The sequence below is a fragment of the Desulfitobacterium sp. LBE genome, assembly GCF_007830365.1.
GTDB classification, from domain to species: Bacteria; Bacillota; Desulfitobacteriia; order Desulfitobacteriales; family Desulfitobacteriaceae; genus Desulfitobacterium; species Desulfitobacterium hafniense.
Genome location: NZ_VLKD01000001.1, coordinates 4,286,261 through 4,298,286, shown reverse-complemented (window position 1 = coordinate 4,298,286; position 12,026 = coordinate 4,286,261). Strand labels below are relative to the sequence as shown.

General features: G+C 49.4%; 11 protein-coding genes. 8 read left to right on the top strand and 3 right to left on the bottom strand.

Translation table 11 applies throughout. The annotated features are described in order from the left end of the window. The 8 genes from DESLBE_RS20255 to DESLBE_RS20220 all read left to right on the top strand — a co-directional run bounded on the left by DESLBE_RS20255 (position 1) and on the right by DESLBE_RS20220 (position 8,270). Positions 1–1,185 carry a glycosyltransferase gene (locus DESLBE_RS20255; RefSeq protein WP_144678067.1) on the top strand — a complete coding sequence of 395 codons (1,185 nt, stop codon included), beginning with the start codon at positions 1–3 and terminating at the stop codon, positions 1,183–1,185. A 430-nt stretch (positions 1,186–1,615) separates the two neighbouring features. Then, a complete protein-coding gene (locus DESLBE_RS20250; protein ID WP_144678066.1) occupies positions 1,616–2,740 on the top strand; it encodes a glycosyltransferase family 4 protein in 1,125 nt (374 codons plus the stop codon). Positions 2,741–2,745: 5 nt separating this feature from the next. Next, on the top strand, positions 2,746–4,164 hold the full coding sequence (locus DESLBE_RS20245) for a flippase (protein WP_144678065.1): 1,419 nt from the start codon (positions 2,746–2,748) through the stop codon (positions 4,162–4,164). Between the two features lie 3 nt (positions 4,165–4,167). Then, the gene (locus DESLBE_RS20240) at positions 4,168–5,511 is read left to right on the top strand and encodes an O-antigen ligase family protein (protein ID WP_144678064.1); all 1,344 of its coding nucleotides are present in this window, start codon (positions 4,168–4,170) and stop codon (positions 5,509–5,511) included. A gap of 30 nt (positions 5,512–5,541) precedes the next feature. Beyond that, on the top strand, positions 5,542–6,768 hold the full coding sequence (locus tag DESLBE_RS20235; RefSeq protein ID WP_144678063.1) for a glycosyltransferase family 4 protein: 1,227 nt from the start codon (positions 5,542–5,544) through the stop codon (positions 6,766–6,768). Next, on the top strand, positions 6,768–7,379 hold the full coding sequence (locus tag DESLBE_RS20230) for a sugar transferase (protein ID WP_011461039.1): 612 nt from the start codon (positions 6,768–6,770) through the stop codon (positions 7,377–7,379). The genes DESLBE_RS20235 and DESLBE_RS20230 overlap by 1 nt, the downstream gene beginning before the upstream one ends. A gap of 160 nt (positions 7,380–7,539) precedes the next feature. Next, positions 7,540–7,980: a HEPN domain-containing protein gene (locus tag DESLBE_RS20225; RefSeq protein WP_144678062.1), complete on the top strand. Its 441-nt coding sequence runs from the start codon at positions 7,540–7,542 to the stop codon at positions 7,978–7,980. Next, positions 7,947–8,270, top strand: coding sequence for a nucleotidyltransferase domain-containing protein (locus tag DESLBE_RS20220; RefSeq protein ID WP_144678061.1), 324 nt, complete (start codon positions 7,947–7,949; stop codon positions 8,268–8,270). Before DESLBE_RS20225 ends, DESLBE_RS20220 begins: the two co-directional genes overlap by 34 nt. Positions 8,271–8,348: 78 nt before the next feature. Here the strand turns inward: DESLBE_RS20220 and DESLBE_RS20215 are convergent, their stop codons facing one another. The 3 genes from DESLBE_RS20215 to DESLBE_RS20205 form a co-directional block, all read right to left on the bottom strand. Then, the gene (locus DESLBE_RS20215; RefSeq protein ID WP_144678060.1) at positions 8,349–9,317 is read right to left on the bottom strand and encodes an N-acetyltransferase; all 969 of its coding nucleotides are present in this window, start codon (positions 9,315–9,317) and stop codon (positions 8,349–8,351) included. A gap of 117 nt (positions 9,318–9,434) precedes the next feature. After that, positions 9,435–10,472, bottom strand: a complete 1,038-nt coding sequence (locus DESLBE_RS20210) for a Gfo/Idh/MocA family oxidoreductase (RefSeq protein WP_144678059.1) — start codon at positions 10,470–10,472, stop codon at positions 9,435–9,437. Between the two features lie 196 nt (positions 10,473–10,668). Further along, entirely contained in the window at positions 10,669–12,024 is a 1,356-nt protein-coding gene (locus tag DESLBE_RS20205) for a nucleotide sugar dehydrogenase (protein ID WP_144678058.1), read from the bottom strand. Positions 12,025–12,026 lie beyond the last annotated feature (2 nt).

Genomic DNA, 12,026 nt, shown 5'->3' with positions numbered 1-12,026 from the left:
ATGAAGATCTTAGTCATCTCCCATATGTATCCTTCAACTCAAAATCCTACCTACGGAATTTTCGTTCATGAGCAGGTCAAGGCTTTAGTGGCAGGAGGCTGTGAGGTCAAAGTCATTTCTCCCGTCCCCTATGCCCCTTGGCCTCTTCCTGTCTTGAAAAAAAAGTGGCAGGCTTACGCTTCTATACCAGCAAAGGACAGAGTGGACGGGATTGAGGTGTTCTATCCCAGATACCCGGAATTCCCCCGTTCTTACCTTTTGGAGCATTCCGGGGCTTTGATGTATCTGGGCCTGAGAAATCTGGTTAAAACTATTGATAAAGAGTTTCCCTTCGATCTGATCCATGCCCATGTCGCTTTGCCTGATGGACATGCCGCTTATAGTCTGAAAAAAGAGTTTCCCGTTCCCACAGTGGTCACCATCCATGGGCAGGATTTTCAATCCACTTTACATAAAGGACCTGCCTGCCGGAAGAGGCTGCAGGAAGTCTTGCTGGGTATGGACAGCGTGATTACCGTCAGCACCAAATTGAAAAACCTGGTTAAGGATGAGCCTTACTATCCTAAAATCCAGGTCATTAATAATGGCATCCATCTTGCTGAGATTGACCGAGCCGAAGTGGGCCGGTCAGGAGCCCGGGATCAAATTACCATCCTCAGTGTCTCTAACCTCAAAAAGACCAAGGGAATCGATCTGAACCTCCGAGCCCTGGCCTCTTTGGTGAAAACCTATCCTAACCTGACCTACAGAATCGTAGGGGACGGGGAGGAACGCAAGAATTTAGAAACCCTGGCAGAGAGTCTGGATCTGGGCAACCATGTATTCTTCCTGGGAAAACTCCCCCATCGGGAAGCTCTCCAGGAGATGGCCCAGGCGGATATCTTCTGCCTGCCCAGCTGGCAGGAGGGCTTCGGCGTGGTCTATATCGAAGCCATGGCTCTGGGGATTCCGGTCATAGGAGTCAAAGGAGAAGGGATCGAGGACGTCATCGACCCTGGAGTAAACGGACTGCTGGTCCGCCCTCATGAGGTGGAGGACCTGGCGGAAGCCCTGGAGTCTCTCCTGAAGTCTCCCGACTATGCTCGGAAACTGGCTGTAGCCGGTAGGGCTACGGTTCTGGCAGGCTTTACCTGGGAGCATAATGCAGCGAGGACGATTGAGCTGTATAGGAGTTTGTTGCTGTAATTCTCTTTTCATTCTCCAGGATTTTGCTTTTCGAGTCTGAGTGGGTACATATATGGGGTAAGCTACCTAACGACCCATGCAAGCTTTTTTCATCCATCTGCCGATGTTGCCAATACAGCGGTTACCCCATTCTAAAACCCCAGAAAAGCCTCGTAGAAATCCCCAAAAAAGCGCTGATTAGGGACCCGTAAGCGTGGCTTTGCGCACAAGAGCGAAGGATTTTAGCGGAGGGGCGGTCGGGTTAACGAGGCTTTCTTAACATAGCGAAACCACTGGTTCACATCAGGTATTACCTGGAGGTTTGGTGTAGCTGTTAAGAAAGCGAGTTGACCAGCCCCGGAGCTACTGAGTGAGCGTTGTGCGCAAAGCCACGCGACCTGACCCGAATTAACAACCTTAAATAAAACTCCAAAAACGGAGGTAAGCACCTTTGAAACTATGTATTCTCACCACAGGGCACCAAGCCCTGGATAACAGGATATTCTATAAACAAGCCCTGACCCTGAAGAAGAACTATGATGACATCACTTTAATCGTTCCCGATGAGCGGGAAGAATATATGGAACAAGGTGTGCGCATTATCGGTGTGAAACGGGCCAACTCCCTCTACGGCAGATTCCAGCTGGGGGATACGGTAGTGCAAAAGGCTATCGAAGTCGGGGCTGATGTCTATCATTTTCATGATTTTGAACTGATTTATAAAGTGGGTAAGATCAAAAAGGCCCTCCCTCACTGCAAGCTCATCTATGATGTCCATGAGCATTATCCTGATATGATGAGCATGTCCAAGAAGATTCCCCGGCTGCTGCGGCCTTTGGCCACCTTTGTCGTGGATAAGAGCGAGATCCTCTTAGCCAAGAAATTTGACCAGATCATTACGGCAGATGATGCGGTGAAGGAGCGTTTTGATCCTTATCACTCCCATGTGGATGTGATCTATAACTTTTCAGAATTTGAGCCTAAAGAAGTTCATCTGGAGAAAGAGTATGACATTATCTATCAGGGGGGCATTACCTTAGAACGCGGCGCCTATCATTTGGTTCAAGCCGTCCACCTGCTCAAAAAAGATTACCCCGGGGTCAGGATGATCTTCGTAGGTCCCTTTAACGATCGGTCAGGTCAGCGCCTGGTGGACGGCTATATCCACAAATATCACCTGGAGGACAATATCCTCTTTACCGGCAAGGTTCCTCATGTGGAAGTGGAAGATTACGTGCGCAAATCCCGGATCGGTGCCGTAACCCTGCTCCCTTTGCCGAAGTATTACAAGAATATCCCGATCAAGCAGTTTGAATACATGAGCTGTGGCATCCCTGTGGTAGGCAGCAACCTGCCGCCCATCACCCGCTTCCTTACTCCTTATCACAGCGGTCTGATCGTGGATCCTACCCAACCGGAGGAGATCGCTCAGGCCTTTAAAACCCTGCTTGCCGATGCCAAGCTGCGTCAGGAAATGGGGGCCAATGGCCTCAAAGCGGTTAGGGAAGCCTATAACTGGGGAAAGATGGAGGAGCGGCTCCTCAACCTCTATGCCCGGCTTGAAGTGAGGAAGTGAAATCAATGGATACTCGCCTCCTTGCCAAAAATGCCACCGCTTTAGGAATCTCCAGCATTCTGGCCAAATCCATCGCCGCTGTCCTGGGTATCCTGGTTACCCGCTATTTAGGCCCGGAATCTTATGGGGATTACTCTACAGCCTATGCTTATGTAGGAACCTTCATTCTCTTTGCCGAGTTGGGAATCAGCCAGCTGATGGTCCAGGAAGGAGCCAAGGATCCTGCTGTTCTGCCCCGGTATTTCGGCAACACCCTTTTGCTGAAGACCCTGCTCTGCGTCTTATGTTATCTGGCCATGCTGGTCTTTATGTTTCCGGCAGGATACAATGAAACCGTAAGACTGATGATCGTCTTTGTGGGAGTTGCCGTCTGCTTTAACGCCATCAACCAATCGATTTATAATTATTATCAGGCTGTACAGAAGATCTATCTCTCCGCATCCTTTCAATTTCTCACCACCCTGCTGATCGCCCTTTTTACCATCATCGTTCTGGTAGCCGGGTTAGGTGTGGTCTCCATTACCTTCGCCCATCTGTTCAGTTACATCATCATTACCATCCTCCTTTATCTGGCTCTGCGGAAAGAAATCAAACCCCGGACGGATCTCCCCCATTTGGCAGGGATGGTTTGGAATGGACTGCCTTTTGGGGTGCACCGGATTTTCTATTACCTTTTTACTCAATTCAGTATTCTTATCCTCTCTTTAACCGTCAGCAATGTGGAAGTAGGGATCTTCTCCGCAGCCTATAAGCTGGTTCTCATTTTGATCTTTATTCCCAGTCTCATGACCAGCGCTCTCTATCCCATCCTTTACCAATTGGGAGACACGGACCGGAGCCAGCATCAGCATGTAATCGAAAAGGTCTTTAAGGTCCTGTCTGCTGTGGGCATTGCCGGCAGTATGCTGATGTTTGTCCTGGCGGGACCCCTGATGGAATGGTTATATGACGGGAAATTCAATGATGCCATTCCCATCTTCATGATTGTGGCCTGGCTGCTGGCCTTGGAGTGTATGAGTTTTTCTCTGGGCGACATTCTTACCACCACCGGCCGCCAAATGCAAAGAACTCTGGTTCAGGGGCTGGCCCTGCTGCTGCTTACAGTGCTGACCTTTGCTTTAAACCCTGTAATGGGTATTTACGGAGCTGCCTATGCGGTCATTATCGCTGAGATCTTTATCTTTTTCGCCTATTACTACATGATCAGAAAAAATGTCTATAAAATTCGCATCTGGCGGCAGCTGCCCGGCACATTGATTTCTTCTTTGCTTATGGCGGGAACCGCTTGGCTCTTGATTGGCTTTCATCCTCTGCTCTCCGCTTCCCTGGCTGGGGTCGTCTTTTGCCTGGCCATTGCCATCCTGGATAAGGATTTCCGCAGAATCGGTGTATACATTCTAAAACGTGTGACAGGAGGCCGATAACCCATGATTCAGTGGACAGTATTGCTGTTAACCCTCCTCGCTCTTGGTCTTCTCATTGTGAAAAAGCCCCTTTGGCTGATTCCCTTACTGGGGGCAGCCGTGGCCTTGGAGATCTCCAGCACCTGGTATCCGGATCTTGGTATCCTGGAAAAGGTCTTGGGGGAAGTATCTCTGACCCGCTTTACCAGTATCAGTATTGTTCTGGCGGCTTGTTTACGGGTGTTTTTCGAAGTGGAGATACGGGCCAGGCTTATGGCCTTCTTCAAGGACCCGGTAACCTTGATTCTATTGCTTTATATAGCCTATGGGGCCTTAAGCTTAGTATATTCAGCAGATATGGGCAATACTGTAAAGGAAATCCTGCGCCTCCTGGTGCTTTTTGCCGTATTTCTCTCGATTGCCCTGCTTCTGGATCAGGACTCCATTCTTCTGCCTTTCCACGGGATTCATCTCGCTGCCTTGGCCCTGCTGCCACTGGCTCTTTATGAAGGAATCTCCGGAAATCTAATCTGGCAGGGAGAAAACCTCTTAAAAGAACATACTTTACGGGTTAACGCCACTTTTGTCGACCCCAATATTTATGCCCGTTTTCTCATTTTGGGCATTGTGGCTAACTTCGTCATCCAGATCTTTACTCACAACCGGCGGATTAAGCTTATTTATTGGGCATGCTTACCCCTTTTGCTGGTCCAGCTGCTTTTGACAGGTTCCCGGGGAGGTATCCTGACCTTAGGGATGGTGCTGATACTGGCCCTTTTCTTCCTGCCCAATAAAAAGAACACCCTTTACTTTTTAGGTGCCTGCGCCTTGGGTGCGGTCGTGCTGCTCTTGATCCGTCCTGAAATCTGGGAACGGATGCTTTTGTTTACTCAGGATCTGGAGGTATCCAGCCCGCAACGCTTATACCTCTGGCAAGCCGGGATTGCCATTTTTACGGATCACCCCTGGCTTGGCACAGGCTTAGGCAGTTTCCAAACGGTCTTTCTCCAGGATTACATCCATCTGAAAAATATTCCCGACGGAGCGACTTTATCCCATACCACCATCCTGACCATTGCCTCTGAACTGGGGGTATTAGGGCTTCTGGTCTTAACTGCACTATGGGTGGCTATCTTGGGCCGTCTCTATACCTTATACAACCTAAATCGCGCCCACCTCAGCGTATTCAGCGAAACCAACGAAAAATATTCTGTAGCCGCCGGTTACTTCCTCTGGGCGATGACCGTGTTCATCAGCTCCCAGGGAGAAGGCCGCTTCTTTGAGGATCCCGTCCTCTGGCTCAGCTGTGCCGGCCTCGTCTTCCTGGGCTTACGACAGGAAAGCTATCGGTACAGAGTAAGTGAATAGACCCGAATTTAAGTTTAGGAGATATCCACAATGCGTATTCTGCTGCTAACTCAATACTTCCCACCGGAAAAAGGAGCTGCCCAGGTCCGCCTTTGGGAGCTGGCGAAAGGCTTGCATCATCAAGGCCATGAGGTTACTGTCGTCACTGCCTTCCCTAATCATCCCACGGGAATCATCCCTGAGGAATACCAAGGGAAGCGGTTTATGCAGGAAGAGATGGCAGGGGTCAAAGTGCTGCGGACCTGGATCTACCCTGTAAAGAGAGGCCGGTTCTGGCTGCGCCTGCTTAATTATTTTTCCTTTGTCTTTTCTTCCCTCTATGGTATTGCCCGTTCCGGCCAACAGGATCTGATCATTGTGGAGTCCCCGCCCCTTTTTATTGGCTTTTCCGCCATGTTTGCCTCCTGGCTGAAAAAGGCGCCTTATATCTTCAATGTCTCTGATCTTTGGCCGGAATCTGCTGTGCAGCTGGGGCTGGTCACCAACCAAACCATCATCCGGGCCACCGAATGGTTGGAGGGATATTTCTACAAAAAAGCGTATAAGCTATCTGCACAAACCCAGGGCATCGTAACGGGGCTGCAACGCAAAAACATTCCCCCGGAGGATATCCTCTTTCTCCCCAATGGCGTGGATACGGAGCTTTTTCAACCACGGCCAAAGGATCAGGATCTGGAAAAAAGTCTGGGGCTTGCAGGCAAAACCGTGATCCTCTATGCGGGAACTATGGGCTATGCCCACGGTATAGAAACCGCTTTGGCAGCGGCGGATATCTTACGAAATGATGAGGAGCTCTTCTTTCTTTTCGTGGGAGATGGCTCCGAGCGTCCCAGGCTGGAGGAGATAGCCCGGGAGAAAAAGCTGCCTAATGTGCGTTTTATCGATTTTCAGCCCTTAGAAGTTATCCCCCGCTATTACTCCCTCAGCAGTATTAATCTCTCCACCTTGAGGCGGTACAAGCTCTCTGAAGGGGTACGCCCTTCAAAGGTCTTCCCCGCTCTGGCCAGTGGTCAGCCTCTCATCTATGTGGGTGAGGGAGAAGGCGCCGAGATCGTTAAGGAAAGCGGGGGCGGCGTGGTTCTGGAACCCGAGAATCCTGAACTTCTGGCCCGCACCATCCTCGAGCTGAAAAGGGATCCCGAACGGTGCCGGACAATGGCCGTGCAAGGGCGGACTTATGTAATAGAACATTATTCCTGGAACAGCCTCATCCGCAATTGGCTGAAGCAGCTGGACTCAAGTAAGGAGGCAAACTGATGGGCTTTAAACGCCTTTTGGACCTCATCATCGCCATACCGTTGCTCATATTTATCTCGCCCCTTTGGCTTTTCATTGTGATCTGGATTAAAGTGGATTCGCCAGGCCCGGCTATTTTTCGCCAGCAGCGGATAGGCCTTAGAGGAGAGCCTTTTACCATTTATAAATTCCGCACCATGGTACCGGATGCGGATCGAGTGATGAAAGCCAAGATCGAGCAACTGAAAAAAGAAGGAAAATTCAATGCGGATGAATTTGTTTTCCAGGAAAAAGATGATCCCAGGATTACGGGAAGCGGCCGCTTTTTGCGCAAAACCAGCCTTGATGAACTTCCCCAGCTCCTCAATATCGTCAATGGAACCATGAGCTTGGTGGGGCCTCGCCCTGAGGTGCCGGAGATTGTGGAGCAATACACCCCTGAACAACGCCAAAGGCTGAATATGCCTCCCGGTGTCACCGGCCTGGCCCAGATCAATGGCCGCAGCGCCTTGACCTTGACCGAGACCTTAAAGTATGATGTTCAGTATGTGAAGAACTGGTCCCCGGGGGCGGATATTAAGATTCTCTGGAAAACTATTTTTGTCGTGCTCCTGGGGAAGGATGCGTATTAAAAATAAGCCAAGGGAGCACCTCATTTATGAGCTGATCTCTTGGCTATTTATTTCCCTACTGTGATAATAATATATTATAAGTTAACTCTGCAGATTAGTCTTTTGCTAGTGAAATATCCTCAATAACTGGATATAATAAAATTAGAGGATGTGATTAGCGATGGATAGCTGGGAAAAATATGAGTACTGGTTAGATATCTCAGAATATGATCTAGAAACAGCCGAAGCTAATTATAAATCGGGAAGATATCTATATGTAGTATTTATGTGCCAACAAGCAATTGAGAAAATAGTAAAGGGGCTTTATATCTTATATCTTAATAAAGAGGCCGATCGAACCCATAATATCGTGAGGATCTTTAATACAATATTTGATGAGCCAACTAATAGGGAACTAATTCAGGACGCCGAATTTGATAAGATTAAAGAAGCGAACACTGAGTTTTTTGCTGAGTTAATTTATTTCTATATTTCTGAGAGGTATCCAACATATAAACAGAAATTATCTTCATTTATAGATCAAGAGAAAGCTAAGGAAGTTTTGGATAAATCGAAGGGGGTATTTGAGTGGTTAAAATCCCTGAGTCAGTACAAGATATAATAGAAAGCTATGTACAGAAGATCGGAAAACAGATTCCTATTGAAAAAGCAATACTATTTGGCTCATATGCAAAGGGAAATTATGACGATGAAAGTGATATTGATATTGCCATATTTTCAGACTACTTTGTCAATCTTGAAGGTATAGATGCATTTAAACTCCTATTCATGCCGACACTTAGTTATGATAAAGATCTGCAACCCCTTGCATTCACAATGGATGATTATAAGGATTCGTTAGGTGTGGTGGAAGAAATAATCAAAACAGGTATCGAAATTCCATTAACTTAATATTGAGCAGCTTTAACTCCTTCCATAAATCAAGGGATCGCCTCACTTCATGAGACGATCCCTTGATTTTTAACTATATTACTCTTCCTGAAGCAGCTCTTCCTCCGGAACCTCCTTTAGCTCTTTGGCCGGGAAACCTTTGACCACACGTTTGGCCCCGGTATCCTTGGTCACCAATGCTCCTGCTGCCACAAAGGTCTCAGGGGCAACCCTGATTCCCGGCAAAAGAATGGCGCCGCCGCCGATCCGGGCCCCCCGGCAAATGGTCGGGCCTTTGATGGATTTAAAGCGCTTTTCTGTTCTGCCCATATAGTTGTCGTTGGTGGTGGTCACCATGGGAGCGATGAAAACCCGCTCTTCCAGTTCCATATAAGCGGTTATGTAAGAACCGGTCTGGATCTTGGTATAATCTCCGATGCGGGTATCGTTTTCCACTGCCGCACCGCTGCCGATAACCACGTTTTTACCGATGGTGCAGCGTTCGCGAACCAGAGCTCCGTCCCCCAGAAAGGCCTGATCTCCGTAAGTGGTCCCGGCATAGAGCACTGCTGAGCAGCCTATGGTATAACCGTTCCCCATCTTCAAGGGAGGCAAATCCGTCTGGGCCTTCACAGTGCTGGTCGCTGCCGCCTTCGGAAAACGTCCGACGGAAGCACTGCTCCCGATAAAACCCTCTTCACCCAACACTGCCCGGGGATAGATCGCAGCATGCTCGCCGATGCGAGTCCCTGCCCCGATGCGTGCTTCGGAGCCAATGCTCACATGAGCGGCTATCTGGCAGCCTTCCCCCAGGATCGCCCCGGCGGCAATCGTGACATAATGGCCCAGAGAAGCACCCGCGCCGATGACAGCTCCCTCTTCGATAACACAGCCCACACCCAGAGTGACCTGATCACCCAAGGTAACATGAGCCTGGATCACACAAAAGGGTGAAACCGTTACACTGGCAGGGATCTTAGCCGTAGTATCGATGTAGACAGGGGCACTTTGGTAAGCTGGTCTTTCCGCTTCGATAGGTTGATCCGCTTTAATATATTGATCCGACATAGGTATGACCTCATTTCAAGAGTCTTTAAAAGCAGGCCCAGCTGGACCGCTAAATGCAGCTTCCCGCATAAAAGCGCACGATTTTCCCAGAGAGGCGATCCGGCAAAGCCAGGAACCCTACTCAGACAAAGGAAAGACCACAGGCTCCTTTGTCTCCTGGCATTTATAAATAGCCAGGATGATCTCCAGGGCCTTCCGCCCCTCTTCCCCGGGAATAGCCGGTGCCCGATCCTCGCGGATAGCATCGATCATATCCTTCATCACTTCCCGGTGGCCAAACCCGTAGACATTGGGGGGATCATTTTCCTGACTGTCAAAGATCTGTTTTTTCTCCTCTTCACTGTCGGGGAACTCCCAGGTCTCAATGCGGTTCACCGCAATTCCGCCCACCATGACGGACCCGGTTTCTCCAAAGATATTCAGTGTCTCTTCGATGTTTTTAGGATAAATAGTCGAGGCCGCCTCGATCACACCCAGAGCGCCGTTTTTAAATCTGATGACAGCAACCCCTACATCCTCCATCTCGATTTTGCGCAGGGCAGTGCGGGTATAGCCAAAGACCGACTCCACAGGACCCAGGGTCCATTGCAGCAGGTCAATATTATGAATCGACTGGTTCATGAGAACGCCGCCGTCCTGGAGCTTTGTTCCCCGCCAGGGGGCTTGAGCATAGTAGGCATCGTTGCGGTTCCAGCGCACGGCAGCCTGTCCGTGGGTCAGTTTGCCGAACCGGCCTTCTTCCAGGGCTTGGCGCATGAGTTTAATGGATTTGTTATAGCGGTTTTGATGAATAACCGACAATTTGACCCCTTCCTCATGGCAGGTGCGAATCAGCTCGTCGGCACTTGCCAAAGTCATGGCCATGGGTTTTTCGACCATGACATGTTTGCCGGCTTTGGCACAGGTGATGCCGATGGGTGCATGAAGATCCGATTCTGTAGCGATGGTTACGACATCGATCTCTTCCTTTGCCAGCATCTCCTCATAAGAGGTATAGGGCTTGGCACCGTATTTATCGGCAAAGGCTTGGGCTCTCTCCGGAACAATGTCACAGACTGCCACTAACTCGGCCTCTTCTAAGGCTACGATGGATTCCGCGTGCTTGGGGGCAATCCTTCCACAGCCAATAATGGCAAAGCGCATTTTCTTATCCATAGTCTCACTCCTTAAACAATTCAGCTTATACGAAAGACTTCCGCAGACTATGCGGCAATTGACTTCATTTATTATAGCATTCATGATGGCCTTCATGGGATGAAGTTTCTTTTAAAAAGGGGAATCTTGCGATTCCCCTTTAGTTTTAGACTTTTGTTATTAATGTAAAACGGTACCTGTCCCCATGATTCACGCCTTAGATTTTGACGATCTTTTCTCTGTTGTTCTCGACGCCTCTGGTGGCGTTGCGGGTATCGACGATGAGGGGGGCCTTTTCTGCGACCCGCTCATAGTCGACAACACTGTGGTCGGTGAGGATGAGGACGCAGTCTGCCGCAGCCAGGGCTTCGTCGGTCAGCTCAGTGTTTTCCAGATGGACTGTGGAGCCGCCGTGAGGCTCGATAACAGGGATATAGGGGTCATGGTAGGCGATATTGGCTCCGTTTTTCCTGAGCAGCTCCATGATCTTAAGGGCCGGTGACTCACGGACATCGTCGATGTCTTTTTTATAGGCTACCCCAAGGATAAGAACTTTGGCATCCTTAAGGCTCTTATTTTCATTATTGAGAGCACGAATGACTTTATTGATCACATGGTAGGAGACTTCGACATTGATCTCGCCGGCCAGCTCGATAAAGCGGGTGTGGAAGTCATACTCGCGGGCTTTCCAGGTCAGGTAGAAAGGATCGATAGGAATGCAGTGTCCGCCCACTCCCGGGCCGGGCCAGAAGGTTTGAATCCCAAAGGGTTTGGTTCCTGCGGCCTCCACTACTTCCCAGATATCGATGCCCATGCGATCACAAAGCAGCATCAGCTCATTGACCAAAGCGATGTTCACGGCACGGTAAGTATTCTCAAAGACTTTAGTGAGCTCCGCGGCAGCCGGTGAGGATACGGGAACCACATTGACGATGGTCTGAGCATAGAAGGTATAGGCGACTTCCAGACAGACTGGGGTCATACCCCCCACAACTTTTGAGGTATTGTTGGTGGTAAAGCGTTTGTTGCCTGGATCGACCCGCTCCGGTGAGAAGGCCAGAAAGAAGTCTTTGCCCACTTTAAGGCCGCTTTGTTCCAGCATGGGGAGAATGACTTCCTCAGTGGTGCCGGGATAGGTGGTGCTTTCTAAGGTTACCAACTGTCCGGGCTTGAGGTATTTGGCGATCTGCTCGGAAGAGGCCTGAATATAGGAGATATCCGGATCCCGGGTGATGGTCAGAGGGGTAGGGACACAGATGACAACCACATCGCACTCAGCGAGCTTCGCGTAATCCGTGGTCGCTGTGATCATTCCTTTTTGGGTCAGTTCCAGAAGTTCCTCATTTTTGACATCAGCGATGTAATTGTCTCCGGCGTTGACTTTGGCTACGCGAGCGGCGTTAATATCAAACCCGATGACTGAGAAGCCTACTTTTCCCTTTTCTACGGCTAAGGGGAGTCCTACATAACCAAGACCGATAACCCCCACTGTTGCAGAATGGTCCTGGAGTTTGTCTTTTAGATTCTTTGCTAAAACATCTTCACTGGTAATGACTTCTTTCATACGCAACATGA

Coding starts and splice junctions, on each gene's coding strand:
- DESLBE_RS20240 (WP_144678064.1), top strand. CDS start 4,168: ATGATTCAGTGGACAGTATTGCTGTTAACCCTCCTCGCTCTTGGTCTT.
- DESLBE_RS20230 (WP_011461039.1), top strand. CDS start 6,768: ATGGGCTTTAAACGCCTTTTGGACCTCATCATCGCCATACCGTTGCTC.
- DESLBE_RS20215 (WP_144678060.1), bottom strand. CDS start 9,317: ATGTCGGATCAATATATTAAAGCGGATCAACCTATCGAAGCGGAAAGA.
- DESLBE_RS20210 (WP_144678059.1), bottom strand. CDS start 10,472: ATGGATAAGAAAATGCGCTTTGCCATTATTGGCTGTGGAAGGATTGCC.
- DESLBE_RS20235 (WP_144678063.1), top strand. CDS start 5,542: ATGCGTATTCTGCTGCTAACTCAATACTTCCCACCGGAAAAAGGAGCT.
- DESLBE_RS20255 (WP_144678067.1), top strand. CDS start 1: ATGAAGATCTTAGTCATCTCCCATATGTATCCTTCAACTCAAAATCCT.
- DESLBE_RS20245 (WP_144678065.1), top strand. CDS start 2,746: ATGGATACTCGCCTCCTTGCCAAAAATGCCACCGCTTTAGGAATCTCC.
- DESLBE_RS20205 (WP_144678058.1), bottom strand. CDS start 12,024: ATGTTGCGTATGAAAGAAGTCATTACCAGTGAAGATGTTTTAGCAAAG.
- DESLBE_RS20225 (WP_144678062.1), top strand. CDS start 7,540: ATGGATAGCTGGGAAAAATATGAGTACTGGTTAGATATCTCAGAATAT.